Source organism: Paraniabella hibiscisoli, from assembly GCF_022512515.1.
Classification (GTDB): domain Bacteria; phylum Bacteroidota; class Bacteroidia; order Chitinophagales; family Chitinophagaceae; genus Niabella; species Niabella hibiscisoli.
Genome location: NZ_JAKWBK010000001.1, coordinates 2,094,100 through 2,110,246 on the forward strand (window position 1 = coordinate 2,094,100; position 16,147 = coordinate 2,110,246).

At 39.6% G+C, this 16,147-nt stretch carries 23 protein-coding genes and 2 pseudogenes; 2 read left to right on the plus strand and 23 right to left on the minus strand.

The window, feature by feature from the left end; translation table 11 throughout:
- Positions 1 to 7: 7 nt before the first annotated feature.
- The gene (locus MKP07_RS38485; RefSeq protein WP_262919731.1) at positions 8 to 472 is read right to left on the minus strand and encodes a YdeI/OmpD-associated family protein; all 465 of its coding nucleotides are present in this window, start codon (positions 470 to 472) and stop codon (positions 8 to 10) included.
- A 513-nt stretch (positions 473 to 985) separates the two neighbouring features.
- On the opposite strand from MKP07_RS38485, the gene MKP07_RS13295 reads away from it, so the two are divergent.
- Positions 986 to 1,243: a hypothetical protein gene (locus tag MKP07_RS13295; RefSeq protein ID WP_240847627.1), complete on the plus strand. Its 258-nt coding sequence runs from the start codon at positions 986 to 988 to the stop codon at positions 1,241 to 1,243.
- Positions 1,244 to 1,302: 59 nt separating this feature from the next.
- Positions 1,303 to 1,647: a GNAT family N-acetyltransferase gene (locus MKP07_RS13300; protein ID WP_240847628.1), complete on the plus strand. Its 345-nt coding sequence runs from the start codon at positions 1,303 to 1,305 to the stop codon at positions 1,645 to 1,647.
- A gap of 29 nt (positions 1,648 to 1,676) precedes the next feature.
- Here the strand turns inward: MKP07_RS13300 and MKP07_RS13305 are convergent, their stop codons facing one another.
- The 22 genes and pseudogenes from MKP07_RS13305 to tsaE all read right to left on the minus strand — a co-directional run bounded on the left by MKP07_RS13305 (position 1,677) and on the right by tsaE (position 16,130).
- Positions 1,677 to 2,192: an HD domain-containing protein gene (locus tag MKP07_RS13305; RefSeq protein WP_317236008.1), complete on the minus strand. Its 516-nt coding sequence runs from the start codon at positions 2,190 to 2,192 to the stop codon at positions 1,677 to 1,679.
- Positions 2,193 to 2,276: 84 nt separating this feature from the next.
- Positions 2,277 to 2,855: a YdeI/OmpD-associated family protein gene (locus tag MKP07_RS13310; RefSeq protein ID WP_240847630.1), complete on the minus strand. Its 579-nt coding sequence runs from the start codon at positions 2,853 to 2,855 to the stop codon at positions 2,277 to 2,279.
- Between the two features lie 61 nt (positions 2,856 to 2,916).
- Positions 2,917 to 3,509: pseudogene (locus MKP07_RS13315) on the minus strand (Pr6Pr family membrane protein).
- 59 nt (positions 3,510 to 3,568) lie between these two features.
- On the minus strand, positions 3,569 to 3,874 hold the full coding sequence (locus MKP07_RS13320) for a DUF5694 domain-containing protein (RefSeq protein ID WP_240847631.1): 306 nt from the start codon (positions 3,872 to 3,874) through the stop codon (positions 3,569 to 3,571).
- A gap of 25 nt (positions 3,875 to 3,899) precedes the next feature.
- Positions 3,900 to 4,403 (minus strand): hypothetical protein, encoded by a 504-nt coding sequence (locus MKP07_RS13325; RefSeq protein ID WP_240847632.1) that lies wholly within the window; start codon positions 4,401 to 4,403, stop codon positions 3,900 to 3,902.
- A gap of 314 nt (positions 4,404 to 4,717) precedes the next feature.
- Positions 4,718 to 5,191 (minus strand): SMI1/KNR4 family protein, encoded by a 474-nt coding sequence (locus MKP07_RS13330; protein WP_240847633.1) that lies wholly within the window; start codon positions 5,189 to 5,191, stop codon positions 4,718 to 4,720.
- A gap of 15 nt (positions 5,192 to 5,206) precedes the next feature.
- Positions 5,207 to 5,386 (minus strand): hypothetical protein, encoded by a 180-nt coding sequence (locus MKP07_RS13335; RefSeq protein WP_240847634.1) that lies wholly within the window; start codon positions 5,384 to 5,386, stop codon positions 5,207 to 5,209.
- 127 nt (positions 5,387 to 5,513) lie between these two features.
- On the minus strand, positions 5,514 to 6,269 hold the full coding sequence (locus MKP07_RS13340; protein ID WP_240847635.1) for a hypothetical protein: 756 nt from the start codon (positions 6,267 to 6,269) through the stop codon (positions 5,514 to 5,516).
- A 35-nt stretch (positions 6,270 to 6,304) separates the two neighbouring features.
- A complete protein-coding gene (locus MKP07_RS13345) occupies positions 6,305 to 7,051 on the minus strand; it encodes a hypothetical protein (RefSeq protein ID WP_240847636.1) in 747 nt (248 codons plus the stop codon).
- Positions 7,052 to 7,811: 760 nt separating this feature from the next.
- Positions 7,812 to 8,330 (minus strand): helix-turn-helix domain-containing protein, encoded by a 519-nt coding sequence (locus MKP07_RS41135; RefSeq protein ID WP_317235808.1) that lies wholly within the window; start codon positions 8,328 to 8,330, stop codon positions 7,812 to 7,814.
- Positions 8,331 to 8,368: 38 nt separating this feature from the next.
- Positions 8,369 to 8,536, minus strand: coding sequence for a hypothetical protein (locus MKP07_RS41140; RefSeq protein WP_317235809.1), 168 nt, complete (start codon positions 8,534 to 8,536; stop codon positions 8,369 to 8,371).
- A 189-nt stretch (positions 8,537 to 8,725) separates the two neighbouring features.
- On the minus strand, positions 8,726 to 9,079 hold the full coding sequence (locus MKP07_RS13355) for a hypothetical protein (protein ID WP_240847637.1): 354 nt from the start codon (positions 9,077 to 9,079) through the stop codon (positions 8,726 to 8,728).
- A 31-nt stretch (positions 9,080 to 9,110) separates the two neighbouring features.
- Positions 9,111 to 9,511 (minus strand): annotated as a pseudogene (locus MKP07_RS13360) (DUF2147 domain-containing protein).
- A gap of 44 nt (positions 9,512 to 9,555) precedes the next feature.
- Positions 9,556 to 9,972: a Rossmann-fold NAD(P)-binding domain-containing protein gene (locus MKP07_RS13365; protein WP_240847639.1), complete on the minus strand. Its 417-nt coding sequence runs from the start codon at positions 9,970 to 9,972 to the stop codon at positions 9,556 to 9,558.
- On the minus strand, positions 9,960 to 10,523 hold the full coding sequence (locus MKP07_RS13370) for an SDR family NAD(P)-dependent oxidoreductase (protein WP_240847640.1): 564 nt from the start codon (positions 10,521 to 10,523) through the stop codon (positions 9,960 to 9,962). Before MKP07_RS13370 ends, MKP07_RS13365 begins: the two co-directional genes overlap by 13 nt.
- Before the next feature lie 346 nt (positions 10,524 to 10,869).
- Positions 10,870 to 11,484 (minus strand): hypothetical protein, encoded by a 615-nt coding sequence (locus MKP07_RS13375; protein ID WP_240847641.1) that lies wholly within the window; start codon positions 11,482 to 11,484, stop codon positions 10,870 to 10,872.
- Positions 11,485 to 11,676: 192 nt separating this feature from the next.
- Positions 11,677 to 12,105 (minus strand): hypothetical protein, encoded by a 429-nt coding sequence (locus MKP07_RS13380; RefSeq protein WP_240847642.1) that lies wholly within the window; start codon positions 12,103 to 12,105, stop codon positions 11,677 to 11,679.
- Between the two features lie 540 nt (positions 12,106 to 12,645).
- Positions 12,646 to 13,695, minus strand: a complete 1,050-nt coding sequence (locus MKP07_RS13385) for an IS481 family transposase (protein WP_240847643.1) — start codon at positions 13,693 to 13,695, stop codon at positions 12,646 to 12,648.
- A 78-nt stretch (positions 13,696 to 13,773) separates the two neighbouring features.
- Positions 13,774 to 14,214: a hypothetical protein gene (locus MKP07_RS13390; RefSeq protein ID WP_240847644.1), complete on the minus strand. Its 441-nt coding sequence runs from the start codon at positions 14,212 to 14,214 to the stop codon at positions 13,774 to 13,776.
- A 231-nt stretch (positions 14,215 to 14,445) separates the two neighbouring features.
- A complete protein-coding gene (locus MKP07_RS13395) occupies positions 14,446 to 15,318 on the minus strand; it encodes an alanine dehydrogenase (RefSeq protein WP_240847645.1) in 873 nt (290 codons plus the stop codon).
- Positions 15,319 to 15,359: 41 nt separating this feature from the next.
- A complete protein-coding gene (locus MKP07_RS13400; protein WP_240847646.1) occupies positions 15,360 to 15,659 on the minus strand; it encodes a hypothetical protein in 300 nt (99 codons plus the stop codon).
- Positions 15,660 to 15,728: 69 nt separating this feature from the next.
- Positions 15,729 to 16,130 (minus strand): tRNA (adenosine(37)-N6)-threonylcarbamoyltransferase complex ATPase subunit type 1 TsaE, encoded by a 402-nt coding sequence (gene tsaE, locus MKP07_RS13405; RefSeq protein WP_262919732.1) that lies wholly within the window; start codon positions 16,128 to 16,130, stop codon positions 15,729 to 15,731.
- Between the last annotated feature and the right edge of the window lie 17 nt (positions 16,131 to 16,147).

Consider the following 16,147-nt stretch of genomic DNA (forward strand, 5'->3'; position numbering starts at 1 on the left):
AATGGTATCAAGGTTTATCACGCCCTATAAACCGTTCTTTACCTTTTAAAAAGTTAATTGCACGAATAGTATTTTTGCTAATGCTTTCCTGCGTTTTCAGACCCGAGAGATACCGGTTGATCTCTTTTCGCAGGTAAGGCGCTAATTGCTCATATACTACTTTTGCTTCCTTATCTTTCTTAAGTGCCTGCTCAAATACCTCAGGCACCTTTATTTCAGGCGGGGTGGCATGATTACATGCAATAGTGACTTTTAGTTTTTCTCCAATACGTTGGGGTGAATTAGCTAGCATTTGAGTATTGATGTACAGCCGCCATTCACCTCTAAATTTAACCAGTGTTTGGGTGTAAGGTTCTTGATTGATTGTTCCGGTAACAGGTATCGGCCCTTTATCCCTGCCTGCCGAATCGAAGAGGCATTTAAGAATTTTTCCAGGTATTGGTACAAATGGATTGATGCCAATAAGGTCCAGAACTGCCGTAAATGAATAAGTGTTTTTTCTGCCATAGCCTGATCTATTTGAGACCCACTTTACCGGTGCACTTCATTATTACAATGTTAAAACACTAAAGTTAAAGCATTATAGCTGTTCGGCAAATGGATGTCAGCATTTGGGCGAGTAAACAACCTGCTTCATCGAAAAAATAGGCCCATTCATCGAAAAAGTCTCTCATAATCCTTTCCGCATATTTCCTTTGTTCTATAAAGGAGCCTCCGGGCTTCTGCGATAACTTCTAAACATATTTGATGATCCTGATAATAGCCCATAATATCAAGGTTAATCAAGTGCCATTCGGAAGTTGGCAACTGCCCTAAAATGCTGCTGTAATTTTAAATAAGTTTTTATGAAACCGCTTCGTAGTGCCTACTTTTTATTTTGTTGTGTAATAGCATCAGATTAGCAGCGTGTTTTTACGGAGCTATTCAGCATGTAGCATCAATACACCTCATAATTCCCTCTTCATAAACATATTTTCATTGTCTGATGATTACCGCCCAAAAAGTAGACAAACCATTAGTTGTTGACCTGCTGGTTCAATGTTTTTGCAATAGTAAAAGCATCCATTATATTATAGAAAAAGAAGGTAGAAGCGAGAGCCGTATCAAAGTTCTGATGTCTTACGCTTTTGACTATTGCATGAATTATGGAGAAATATTTCTGTCGGATGACAGACTCGCTTGCGCACTGGTTTTATATCCCGAAAAAAAATCTTATCGATCGAGTCTATCTGGCAGCAGCTAAGTCTTGTAATAAAAACTTCGGGAGCGCAGTATTTTAGAAAAATTTCAGCAAGGCAAAAAGTGATCAGGCAGATCCATCCGCATGATCTGAAGTTTCACTTGTGGTTTATGGGCGTGAAGCCAGATGCGCAACGAAACGGAATTGGCAGCCGGCTTTTAAAAGAGCTTATTGCCAATTCTAAACAGCAGCAACGTATATTTTGCTTGGAAACACCTGACTCCAGGCATATTCCCTGGCTACATAAACATGGCTTTGGTATTTACCGCCAGCTCGATCTGGGGCATTTGCTTTATTGTATGTTTCATAAAGATGTACTTTGGAAGGCGCATCCCTTTGATCAGGCCTGGAAACCTGATCGGGAAAAGAAAGATAAATTTTTAAAGGGTGGACTAAGGTTGGTATAGCTATATGATATAAGCTTTATAGGATTGGATCAATTCTTTGATCCGGTGTTCAAGATAAGCATTGCCCTTCCTTCGAGATAGGATGCGATAGAAACGGCTTCATCAAGATAGGATGATTTTTTTGAAGCGTTCCAGAGTTCGGGTGGCTTTTGCAGATTGGTGATCCTGTCAGCTAGTTTAACGGCCCATATTTCTTTAGGAAGCGCTTTGATTCTTTTTAAACTATCCGGCATTTGTTCTGCCTTTGGCAGCGCTTCATTTTTGGTTAACGCCAATACTCCGGCTGCAATCTCTTCGCTAAATATTTTACTTAACTCTTCATAACTGGTCGGCGTGTCTTCAATGGTGTCGTGCAGTAAAGCAACCTGAACGGCGAGTGTTATATTGAACTCCGTTGAGTGATGACTTGCAATTAGTATTTCCATAGCTACATTGCAAACGTGTACGAGATAGGGCAGTTGGGTGCGGTTATCGTTTGACCAGCATGTTTTTGGGCAGCAAAATTGATGGCTTTCTGATAAGAGGATTGCAGATCTGTAAAAGATATTTGCATTACATTAGATTTAAAAAACAGAGGTAATAATTTAGCCAACAGGAACCGGTAGCAGAAGAAGATGCGGCTTTGCCGATCAGAATTGTTTGGGCTTTTGTTGTTGAGCAGCTGATTCAGCAATTTCAGTAATTCGTTTAAGCCGGGTCTCAGGTCTTTTGGCTGATACGATCCAGTAAAGTATCATTTTTTTAACCGACTTGCTGAGTGTTTCAAAATAAGCCTTCGATCCTTTATGGGCTTTGAACAACTTTTCAAGATCCGGTGGAATCGTTAAAGCATCCACTTCATCGAGTATATTCCAGGTGCCATTTTGCCGGGCGATTTCAACTGTTTTATGTCCCGCTTCGGTCATCAACCCGGCTTCTGTTAGTCGTGCAAACTTATCTTTGTTTATTTTAGACCAGGTACTTTTAGGTTTTCGTTTGCTGAAAAACTGTATGGAGCTTTCTTCATCCCGTTTCTTTTTCGTGCTGTCGATCCATCCAAAACAGAGTGCTTCGTCTACTGCTTCGCTCCAGGAGATTGTTGGTTTCTCAGATGCTTTCTTATACATGACCACCCATATATTATCCAGCTTTTTATGGTTTTTCTCCAGCCATTTTCTCCACTCCTTGGTGTTTTTGGGATAAAAGCTTTCAATTGGTTTTTCTTGCATACAGCGATGGTTTTAAATAAATAGGGTGGTATCCTGTGCAAACAACGATTTCGTGAATTTTTTATCTCCTGACCTTCCTATTGATGAAGATGAATACGAATGATAGTATCATGAAAAGAGCCAATATGATCAATGCATTGATCAGCGTTTGCTGCAGTCCTATTTCGGTAACATTTATAAAAGGGTAGGGATAGAATCCGGAAATGCTACCCCTTGCCAGTGTAAAGATGAGATAGGCCAGCGGGTAAATACTCCAGGAAAAGATCAGTGCATATCCTAATCCTTTTTTTCGAAGAAGCTCCAGTATATTAAAGCGCCCAGGGGAATAACAGAATGTAATAGTTCATCCACGAGTTTCTGCAGGCCCTGCGGATCCCATATATGTCTTAGCGCCACCTGGTATACCAGGCCCACAATAAGGATATAGACGGTTATGGCGGATAGTACACCTTTTGTAGAGGTAATACGGGCGCCGAATAACAGGGAGGTAAAATAAGTGGCAACAATAATATTGGTAAGAATAGTAAAATAACTAAAGAACCGAATGGTAGCCTCTTCAACTGAATTTGTATTGTTGTTGAGCATTAAAACATATTGGGCTATTACGGCAAACCAACCGGCTAATGCCAGTAGGCCGGCAAAATATTTTTGCATAGTATTGTAGTCTATTGTGTAACTGGTTGTACTCTACGGGTAAAATTATTGAGTATTGGTTATATTTTTACAGATACATTCGGCATTTTTTCAAATATATCCTGCATGTATTTCCTATGGTTGGCACCAGCAATCACTACTACCTTTTTAAGATTTAATGTCCTGGCCTTCTTTACCACGTTGTCACACATACCTTTATTTCGCATCAACCACCAGTGTATTTGTGATAGCATTTCTTCTTTAGGAAATCCTGGTATATTGTACATGTCAGCAAAGTAAAAATCTCCTGAAGCTAAAATAGCTGATGCTTCGTTGGTGTTTAACCATTCTGTAAACCGGGTTGATTTTTTTCTATGTCTGCGCATGCTTCAAATCCTTTAATTCTCTTAGCTAAAATGCTCTCCAGTTCTTTTGTATAAGAAGCTGTAGTGTCTTTTTAAAAGGCTCAAACCGGTCATAAAATGCCAGGGCAGATGCAGACCAGTTTAGGTCATAATCCTGGCAATCCATAGGTAACAGTTCCCGAATATCCATTTCCTGCATCAAAGGAAATGCAATCAATGCGTATTCCGAAGTTTTCAACCTTCTCATACTCCGGCCAGTCGTGTCTAAATTAGGGCTCAATAGATTATTGACGTAGTTTTCAAGCTGAATATTGGGTGATTTTTGTAAGTGATCCCATACTTGCCAATATTGATAATGTGCATTGGATACATCCTGGTTCAAGTAATAGGCATGTGCCAAATCTGCTTTTAACCGATAGTTTTTGGGGTTTGATAATACCTGTTTTTTTAAGCTGTCAATGGTGCCGGAAAGCCGTTCAGTTTTAATGTCTCTGTTATTCCTAAGTATTTTCAACCGCTTAATATTATCCTCTTTGCACCAGTAATCCATAACCAGCTGTTCGTCTTCTTTACTCAGGAATTCGCCAAAGAATGCAGTTGGTTTAAAGTTCCGGACTTGTGCATAGAGATTGGACAGGTCCTGCTGGGGGATTTGCTGTAGTTGTGTGCGACGCCTATTAATAATACATCAACTTTTTGCGCGTATGTATTAAAGGTTGCGAAAAGAAAAAGTAAAAAGGAATATTTCATGTTTATAAAGATATGTTCAACTTTTTTTGTCGTATAGTATTTTGAAAATATGGGTGAGGGTACAGGTACAAGCCAGCGGCTTTTGAACGACGCGTATTTATTTTTTCGTAAGGCTTATTCCCTCGTTGTATGAGTCAGAAATTCAGTAAAGCTATTCTCCGTTAACTCCACTTTCATCTCTTCATCTTCATGATCGAGAACGATTACTACTGTTTTGTCTTCATAAAATTGTAGGGCAATTAGATCTCCGCTATCCACTTCTCCAATGGGTAGTAAGTTAAATTGTAATGCTCCCCATAGCTCTGTCAGCTCGGGATGCTGAGGGAGTTTTAATGTCATCAATTCGGTCTCAAAGTTATCGGGGTAAAGCCCAAAGAGATCGCATAAATAGCCACTCACGGGTACAATAATATTCTTCAGCTCGCAAACGCCCCCATTGTACTTCAGTAGAAACTCTTTGTAGTCGGCCGGGAGCGTATAACCTAAGGCTTTTTCAAAATGCAGTAGTTCGGCTTCAGTTGGTAAACGTTTTGATTGTTTAGCAAGTGTTACCGTTGTTGCGATATTATTCAAAATTATCTCTTTCATTATTTTCAATGGAGTTTAAGTTTCTGCGATACCACCTACCTGTTCTATTTGATCGTCTACAAACTTGAATTCAAGACCATGCTCTTCGTCAAGCTCATAACGAATGATCAGGCGGATTGTTTTTTCGATACCCGCTCCCGTTAATGGATGCCGGCTTGGTGTATTGTAGTTTGAATTTTTAAGAGGCGTACTCATGCTTAAGATACGAGCCTCTGCCGGTACTGCAGATAAATCGAATGGAGCACTAATGGTTACATCTAAAACACCTAGATGCGCAATAGTTCCGTTGGGGCTTTCTCTTCCAGTAAATAATTATCCCAGTTCATTTTATTGTGTTACATATTTTTGGGTACTGATTGTATCTGCCAGTGGCATTGGTGTGGAATACAGAGCTGTTAATCTTTTTGGTGATCACTAAATTCCTAAAATAGGCTTCTGTTCCCGGACCGATCCATAAGCCGATGCTTCCTTTAGCATCAGCGCCATGTTTTAAGTCCGAGACAATCAACGTGGGCTGATTGGCATTATGAACAAATAATTTTGCTGTGTTTCCCTGTACTTCAATTTTTATTTTTGTCCATATACCCACCTCTAAATCTACATACGATTCATATTTCTCAGGGAAATCTTTACGCAGCTTATACCAGGGGAATTCCGGGTAAGATATATATTGAGCAGAATGGTTTCTCCGAACCTGGTCTGCGGCCCGTCCGTTTGTTGGACGCAGGTAGAAGCATTCAAATCCAGCGTTAGAACTATCTATTCGAAAAGCGATGCCTACAAAGCCCCGGGCTCCTTCTGATGCGTTTTTCATAGGCTGACCGGCTAATTCAACTTCGATAGTGCCATTGTGGAAATAGGACTTTTCCAGTTTGGCTATTCTCAATTCGGTATCGGCCTCCCGATCAATATCTGTTACTTTTACCGATCGCTGTTGCTTCAGCACTCCGGCCTGCACTGCTACATTCAGCGCCTCTAAATGTTGGGTGTCTGTAAGCGGGTATAATTTTTTCCCCGATTGGCTTTGGGCTGATAATACAGCCAGTACACAGGCCAGGAGTACAGTAAAATGCTTCATTGTTATGCGTTTTCAGGTCTGTTCAGAATACTTTTTCAGTTATCCTTATTAATATTAAAAGTATCAAAAGATATAATGCCAAAATCGTTTACCGTTTTTAACCGATCTGTTTCTTTTACCAGCGCTTCTGCATCCGGATCATTGCTGTTATTTAGTTTGTAGCTTATGAAATGATCTTTGTAAAGAAACCATTTGTTTTTGGCTTTATCGAATTTAAAAGTGGTAACATGTTCCCAGTGCTGCCCACCTGCAATGCCATGTTCGATCGAAAAGAACCCATTTTTTATGGTTGTTCCGGTAAACGGGTCGCCAAATGCGCCTCCGCAATCTATACAATAAACAGCATTGTCGTTTCGGATAGCAAGCTGGTAGCTATGGTCGCTTTGTCCTAAAAGTAACAATAGGGGGCGCTTATCGGGTTTGTTTGCTGCATTATTGGAAGTGCTTTCTTTCGTATTCTTCCGCAGCACCAAGATATTGTCTGTTCGCCCATCGAGGTTGGCGTCGCCTGACGAGATATTGATGGCCGAATAACCTTCCGGAACAAACATCTTCAATGACTGAGGTAAGTCGTCAATTGCTTCATTAAATGTGGGGTGTTTGTTTTCGCCATTCACTATGCCTGAACCAGGCTGAGGGGCGCCCGTCGAAAAACTGTCTTTTTGATCACCCTCAGGATCAGGGATCAATTCCCTATTTTTCTCAGGGGTATCATTTTTAGCGGTGCTTTGTCCGCAGGAAAAACAAAAGAGCGCAAAAAGAATAATAACTACAAATTTCATGGCTGTCAGGTAGCAATAATCAAGCCTTTGTTAGTTCAAGCGATTGTTGGTAGCTGTTGGCGCTGTTCGAGTTAGGTAGCTAATGGCTACCGGTTAGCAATGTGGAATAATATCGGCCCTTTTGCTACTGTAATGCCAATGCACTATTGCCTTCTATTTTGTTTGTAGCTGTTAGTCCGGGAATTTTCTTAAGATTTCGTCACCTTAAATTTCGATTTATCCTTATAGGCATATCTTTGCACACTTAAAATCTGGCTGTACAGTTGCTTCTCCTTAAAATAGATATGTGAAAAAGGAGGAAATACTATGCAGACATGAGTAAATAATTCAATCACTTTAAAATTAAATTTATGCCGAAAAAGACAGCTGAGCCCAGAAAGAATAAGCCTACACAGAAGAAAAGTTCAGCACAAAAAAAGCGAATCCAAAGAAAAAGCCCGTTAAATCAAAGATGTTGGGAGCCCGGTTCAAAAGCCGGGCTTTTTTATGCCTCTGTTTGAGTTTTGATTTAGGGCTATAGCACCAGGTTTTTCCTCCGGCGATTAAAAAAGCGAGAATGCTTTAGATATAGTGAAAGCGATCTGTCTTCTGTTTAGGTGGTGTGCACAACGTTTTAGGTATTGCTGAAGACGGGGATTTTTAAACTAAAGTTCAATAGAAGAACGAAGGTTGAACCTTATGCAAATGTTCAATCGAAGCCATCCAGCCCTGCTTTGGCAATACCTTGTTACGCACGGGCGTTCTTGACATTCGGTATCTGTTAGTTGAAAGATTGTCTGAACTTCAACGGCGAAATTTTTGTCTTGGTTTTAAATAATTTGCTGAATGATTGCATATGCTCAAATCCTAAATCGTAAGCAATTTCACTCACCGTTAATTCTGTGGTTGATAATTTTTCCTTTGCTTTTTCTATTAGTTTTTCGTGAATATGCTGTTGCGTATTCATACCCGTTAATGTTTTGAGTAAACTCCGCAAATAGGTTGGAGAAACATTTAAGTTATCAGAAATGTATTGCACAGTTGGCAGTCCTTTTGAAACTAAATTATCACTGTTGAAATAATCGGTAAGCAATGCTTCCAGGCGATCTAAAATTTGATGATTTGTTTTCTTTCGGGTAATGAATTGCCGTTGGTAAAAGCGTTCTGAATAGTTTAATAAGGTTTCAAGGTGGGAAATGATAATGTCCTGACTGAACTGGTCGATGTTGGCCTGATACTCGTTTTTGATATTTTCTACAATGCTGTTGATGGTCGTTTCTTCTTTTTCTGATAGAAACAATGCTTCGTTGATTTCGTAGCCAAAAAAATCGTATTGTTTTATTTTTTAGCTAAAAATGTGTTCCATAAAAAATCGGGGTGGATAAACATCATCCAGCCTTCTATATTTTCCGGAATGTTTTCGCTTTCTCCACGCAATATTTGCCCGGGCGATAAAAACGCCATGATACCTTCGTCAAAATCGTATTGTTGCTGTCCGTAAAACAATTTATTGCATCCTCGTTTTAAGGTAATTACATACAAATCAAAAATAACCGCAACAATTCCTGTATCCTTTTTTGCTTAGACAAATCTGCAATTTCAATCAACGGATGATGTGGTTTGGGCAAGCCCATTAATTGGTGCAATTGAGAGATGGTCTTTATGCGGATGGGCTTTGCCATAATGCAAATTTATTTAATTTTTGAAAGGATACTTTAACCAAATCAATACCAACGGCATAATCAAAAACGGAATTTCCATCAATGCCATTTTAAAATTTCCTGTTCTCATTGCCAATGCCATAATAATTAATATGGAAATAGCGTTGAGCACATTACCTGCAAAAAATGTTTTTGGAATAAGTAGCAATACGCCAATTAATAATGTAAGCCCGGCGAAGATGGGTATCATTGGCTCCGGTATACCCAAGTCGTTCATCATTTTTAACGATTCGGGATGTTTTTTGTAATTAAATGTATCCCATCCGTGTTTGAATGCCAGAAAAACCGACACTGCCAACAACACCAAAGAAATTATACTTTTTATCATCGTTTATTTTTTTAAAATTAAGGCAACTAACTTATCTAATTCTTTTAAATTTCATTGTTTTACCTAAAAGCGAAATGCCTAAATATCCTCTGAAATGAAGTTCGTTTTCACTTTTCAATTTAGCATTCAAGCTGTAGGTATCGCCATCGCTGGGGTTGTATAATCTCCCCCTTCGTATTCGCCGTCGTTGTATTTCAAATTTGTAATGTTTACAATGCCTTGCCTGGAGCGGGTTTTAAGGAATTTATTGGGGTTGTTAAAATCTTTCTTAGGTGTTTCACCATCGGCTTCAAACATATTAGAAGCCCAAAGTAACCTGCCAGAATATTTACCCTCCTGTTTAAAAATTTGAAATTTTAACTTCACTTCACCGTCAATGCTTTCCCAATTACCAATAATTTTATCGGCAGGCTGTTGGGCAAAAGTTACCATCGATGCCAGTAACAAAATGCCTGCAAATAATATTTTTTCATTTTTTAGTTAATTTTTTTGGGAGTAAATTCCAACCTTATCTTTATATAGCTACAAACATTAAAATTCAACCTTTGCAAGAATTTCTGAAACTTCCACAATTTTTTTGCAACGGCTATATCATTTGCTTGTTCAGGAATTTTTGCAATGGCTGGAAAGCCACGTGTTTCGCCCATTTTGTTGGGACCGTAATACACTCCACCTTTAGCCTCTGGCGAAGTAGCTGCAAATAAAGTGGGTAATGCTCCTTGCGATTGTGGCTGAAATAAAAATGGGAAAAATCTTCGCATAATACCTGCACTACTCCATTTTCCGGCACCAGTTATCAATAAATTGGTACGAGAAACACCGGGGTGAGCAGCAAGGCTTTTGATGCCCCAACCGTTCTTTTCGCTTTGGCGTTGAAGCTCTAAAGCAAACATAAGGTTTGCAAGTTTTGCCTGACTGTATGCTTTCCTGGCTTATATAAAGTTTTTGACTGAAGGTCTTCGAAATTAATTTGACCATCACGATTAGCGATGCTTGAAACGGTAACCACGCGAGCATCTGGGGCTTTACGAAGCAAAGGAAGCAATTGTGCTGTTAACGCAAAGTGGCCAATATGATTTGTTCCAAACTGTAACTCAAATCCATCTTTAGTTTCGATCCTGTTAGGCGGTGTCATAACCCCTGCGTTATTGATGAGGAGATTGATAGCTTCTCCTTTGGCAAGCATTCTTTCTGCAAATTTTTTGATAGAAGCTAAGTCAGCCAAATCTATTTGTTCAAAACTTATTATTGCTTTTGGATGAAGTTGAAGAATTTTAGCAATAGCCTCAGTTCCTTTTTGAGTGTTTCGTCCCATCATGATTAGGTTCCATCCTGCGGATGATAATGCCAATGCATCTTCGTAACCAATACCTTCTGTACTGCCTGTTATTACTGCCAAACCCTTGCTTCTTTGAGGGATATTTGCTGCTGTCCAATTTTTCATTTTAATTATTTTGTTGATGCAAAGATGGCACAGGTATGCTTGTTGGATGTATCCAAAACGACTGTTGTTGTAGTCGAAAGTGAATTGTCGTATAATCAGTTCGTTATTTTCCAGGTGTGTAATTTTTTTTATCTATGTCTTTTACCTTTGCTGCAGGTCGGGAGTTAGTATTCTGTTTGCCCGTAACCGCTGCTGATTGAAAATATGGTGATGAGGTTATGTACAAAAGCTGATCGATATTGTTAGCGGGAACTGAAGCTTAGATTTGCAAATAGCTGATGTTGCAATGTCAAGCCCAACTTGCATAAATCTCAATGTTGTAGGCATACTCTTCGTTCACTGTGTTTTAAAGTCGCTTCGCTTTTTTCGGAACTTTGCCATTTTGAAAATCTTGTCTTTGAGTTGTGTCGCCCAAATCCATTACAAATGTGTTCCACTTGCCTAACCAGTTTCTTACAGCACAACTCCAATTGCCTGTTACTGTTTCTGAAAATTGCCAAAGTATATGATAACCTTCTTCATTTGAAAATCCTTCATTGTCCGCTTGCAATATACCTTTAGTCTTGTTCCAGATTTTTGTTTTTATATTGCTGACAACTTCAAAATTTCCATTCTCAAAAGCAGCATTTAGCATTTGAAAAGCATAAATTACTTTTACCTTATCAAAATAATTTGTCAACCATTTAACCGCACCAGATGCAGGTTTACAGTCTTGAATATCTTCCTTAAACTCATTAAGTTCTTCTTGTCCTAATTCGCCTTCAATAACTGGATTTCTTTCTAATTGAGCTAATGGTTCTCCGTCTGCATTTAATATGTCAAGCGTTGTCCACTTGCTTGGTTCCTCGGTTGGGTCAAACTCAAGCTTTGCAGTCAATCCATCTGCCGATAATGATTGAATGAGTTCGTTAATATGAATGTCTGGGTCTTGTGAACCTAATACTCTGATGTAATATCCCATAGGAAAATGTTGCTTTAGAGTTGTCTATAACGTTTTTGAACTTTGCGTTAGGGCGGCAATACCTGGCTGCCGGCAGGTGGGGGAGTACAAAAGCCGATAATGTTACTAATGTTCAATTGAAAAACTGCTGTTGAATTTTGTACTTCAGTCAGCCTAACGCAAAACCTGTGTTAGTAGTTGTGATTGTTGTCTTTATAGTCTCAGGTCGTAAATTTGGTTATTGTCAATACTATATTGAACAGACCACCAACATTCTTTTGTTTTGTCGCTTGTATATTCTATTTTTCTCCATTCATCTTGTCCACCACAACGTACAGAAACAAACTCAATTTTTATTATTTTTTCTCCTTCAATACTTGTCATCCCGAAGTAACGTCTTTTATAATATTTCAACTGTTCTTGCAAAGGCACTTTTCCGTCAAGACTGTTTACAAAAATTGTTTGGTTGGTCTTTGTTCTCGTTTCCAAATAGTCAAGTAGCTTTTGTTCTGCTTCGTCAGTTTGAGATGTTGTCGGTTTGAATCCTATGTACTTGTCACAGGTATTGCTTTCAAAAACGACAAAGTCTTGAGTGTGCTTTCTTTCCGAGTCATTACAACTAGTCAGAAATAATATTATCAATATGTAGATTGTATGTCTTAACATAACTGCCAACGAGCAGGTCGGGAATTGCATTCCGTGTGCCCCGTAACTGCTGATCACTAAAAATATGTTACTGAAGTTATGTACAAAAGCTGATAGTTATTCTTTAGTTGGACCTGAAGCTGGGATTTACAAATAGTCGATGTAAAAGTGTTTTGCGCCCAACCTGTATGATGCTAAGTTTTAAGTTTTTCATTTAGCAATTTATAGTTTTCTGTTTCTGTGTCAACCGTTAGTTTAGCTAAGATATTAAGAGCATTTTTCTTGTCAATTTGTCCATAAACGTCATAAGCACTATACAACAAGCTATTGAAAATAGATTCATGATTTATCTTGTCAACAAGTAAACTGTTATAATGAGTTTGTTTCAAGTCAAACGGTACAGGACCGGCATTTTCTAATAGACGTAGTAACGCTTTTATATTCGTATAGTTATTGACTAACCTGTAATAGTTAGTACTTGATCGTACAGTCAGGGGCTAATTTTTAAATTTTCAAAAGGGATACAGATTAAATTAATTAGGCTGCTGGACTCACTTGATCCAGCAGTTTTTGTTTGGCTAAGGTAAGCGATTCTTTAAAAGTTTGCAGTGGAGTTTTACCAAAGCAAAATCTGCCACTGTGAGGTCGCTCATTGTTGTAATGGTCCAGCCACTCGTCCAGATCATTTTGTAAAGTTTGAAGATCCTGGTAGAGCTTTCTTCGGAAGGCGATTGCATAGAACTCATCCTGCATGGTACGGTGTAAGCGTTCGCAAATTCCATTACTTTGGGGATGGCGCACTTTCGTTTTGCTGTGATCTATACCTTCAATCTGTAGATATAATTCATACTCATGATTTTCGGGTCTTCCGTTAAACTCAGTTCCTCTATCAGTAAGTATTCTGAGCATTGGTATTTCATGTTCGTCAAAGAATGGAAGAACTTTATCATTGAGAATATCTGCCGATGTAATAGCATGTTTGCTTGTATAAAGCTTAGCAAAAGCTACCCGGCTATAGGTGTCAATGAAGGTTTGTTGATAAATCCTACCTACACCTTTAATTGTGCCAACATAATAGGTGTCCTGGGAACCTAGATAACCAGGATGCTCCGTTTCAATTTCCCCATGGGCTTCTTGCTTTTCTTTTTTCCGTTCCATCGCTATAACCTGGGCTTCCGTAAGGATCAAACCGTCCTGAGCTACGCGAGCCTCCAGAGCCTTGAGACGTTTTTCAAAAATCTCCAGATCATGCCGTTGCCACACACAACGAACGCCAGCTGCTGAAATAAAAATACCCTGCTTGCGAAGTTCATTGGAAGCTCTGGATTGGCCATAGGCTGGAAAATCGAATGCCATTTTAACAACAGCATTCTCAACTGCTGGGTCTACACGATTTTTGGGAATGGGTTTACGGCGACTTATTTCTCTGAGAGCCTCTTCTCCTCCAGTCTCATAGAGTTGTTTAAGACGGTAAAAACTGTCACGGCTAGTACCCATTAATTTACAGGCACGAGTCACATTGTTCAATTGTTCGGCTAAATTGAGTAAGCCAACTCTGGATTTGATTAACTTAGTTGCAGAATTCATAATCTGACTTTTGGGGGTTATTAATTTAGTTTGTCGTTACTCTAAATTAACCCCAACTGTCAGATTAAGTCTTAACTTCTACAACAACCCTTGCCATGTATCTCTAACCGTGGTTTCGTCTTCAAAAAAATTGACCCACAAAACGTATCCAACAGGGTCTGCATAATAGTTCTCTGACGCTAGGTATTTCATGAACTGCTTCCAAATGATTTCTTTTTCATTCTGGGAAATAATTTCTTTGTTTTTTATTCCATGATAGAATGGTGTCAGGAAATGATAATAACTGGGAAATGTTTCATATAGTTGAAATCCTAAAAAAATCTTTTGAGAGTTCTCCAGGGTAGAGTACCATAATTTGTCAGAAATTTCATCAAACAAGTCCCATGTATCTTCCGGTAGTTTTTTATTGACACCTTTCTTACCACAGTCAATAGAAGCTAGCTTGGCTTCATTACTGAGTCTTTTTACGTCAGACTTGTTTAATTTGTATGCAGAGAATATATCGTTAAGGGTTTGCATAAGTTTAGATACATAATTTTCAAATATCCGGAACTACGCTGATGTTTTAAATTTGTTGAACTTCCCTTTTATGTAATTGTATTGTATCTACAAGCATCTTTAGCACGACGCAACTTGAATGTCCTTAATACAAACCAGGTTTTTTGTGCATCAAGCTACCACAAAACAGTCCTAATGGTTCGAGCAGAAAATATTATATGATTATTTAGGCCGTTCGCAGTTATGCAGCAACTACCGCTGACTGGCAATCAGCAAATTCAGATCTGTATACTTCAAATCGAATCGCTGACTTAAATAAAAATTGGTGAGGTGTCCTTTAAACAGGTATATGCCATTACGCAGGTGTATACGATGCCAGGCCAGGTCTTCAATACCACCTTCTTCACCAGCATCTATTAATAACGGCATTAATACATTACTGATAGCCTGGGATGCTGTACGTGAGAAACCAGATGGTATATTGGGTACACAATAATGGATCACACCGTACTTCATAAATATGGGCGATTCATGCGAGGTTACTTCTGAAGTTTCAAAAACGCCTCCACGGTCGATACTGGCATCAATGATCACAGAGCCGGGCCTCATGCCACTTACCATTTCTTCGGTTACGATCATGGGTGTACGGCCGCTTAAATTAGATAAACAGCCTACGGCCACCTCGCAGGTGCGCAGTTGTTTGGCCAGGAGTTTGGGCTCTATTACCGAGGTCCATAATCTTTGTCCAATCGTATTCTGCAGGTTCTTTAACCGGCTTACATTATTATCGAACAGTTTCACTGATGCGCCCAATGCAAGGGCTGCGCGTGCCGCATATTCACCGACAATGCCTGCCCCAATAATAATAACTTTGGTGGGGGCTATGCCCGAAATGCCCCCCAATAAAACACCCTTGCCATGGTTGGCAGAGCTTAGGTATTGGGCGGCTATTAACATTACGGCACTGCCCGCAATTTCGCTCATACTGCGTACGATAGGGTAGGAGTCCGTGTCGTCTTTCAGATTTTCAAATGATAAAGCAGTAATCTTCTTTTTCATCATCGTGCACAATACTTCCGGCTGTAGCACCGATAAATGCAAGGGTGAAATGATGGATTGATTCATTTGCAGTAAGGGCAGATCCTCTTCAATAACGGGGGCACTTTTTACGAGTACCGCGCCTTAAATACCTCCTCGCGGCTATACACGATTTTTGCGCCTGCATCGGCATAGTCTTTATCGCGAAAATGAGAAGCTTCTCCCGCATTGTGCTCCAGCATTACATGGTGGCCATTGTTTACCAGCACGTTTACGGCATCGGGCGTTAAGGCGATCCGGTTTTCCTGGAAGGCAATTTCTTTAGGTATTCCAATGGTCATACCTTCTCCCTTTAATTTGATGTCCAGGGTTTCTTCCAGGGTTTCATAACTGAAAGAAGTACTGATAACAGGCTGTTTTTTGCTCATACGGGTAATGGAAATATCCTGAGTTTATCTCGGTTTATATTGAATACGACTTTCCAAATTTACTTGTTTTTACGCTATTTCCAGCGAGCGGTCTGTCTCGCCTTCAACGCGCAGGTATACCGTTGCCGTATCATCCGGGAACAACCCTTCCGCTCTTTCGGGCCATTCAACAAAGCAATAATCGCCACTGTACAGGCAATCTTCTACACCGGTGCGGATAGCTTCTTCCTCATCCTTCAATCGGTAGAGGTCTATATGATACAGCCGCTTTTGGGCGCCATCTTCACTGTAGCGATACTCATTAATAACCGAAAAAGTCGGGCTGCTTACCACGTCTTCTACTTGCAGCAAATTACAGATGGTGCTTACGAGTGTCGTTTTCCCTGCCCCCATTGTGCCATGTAAGGCTATCACTTTTCTGTCTTTCAGCTCATCAAGCAACCATTGGGCAGTTTGATTAATTTCGGCCAGGGTATATTTTTTATAGT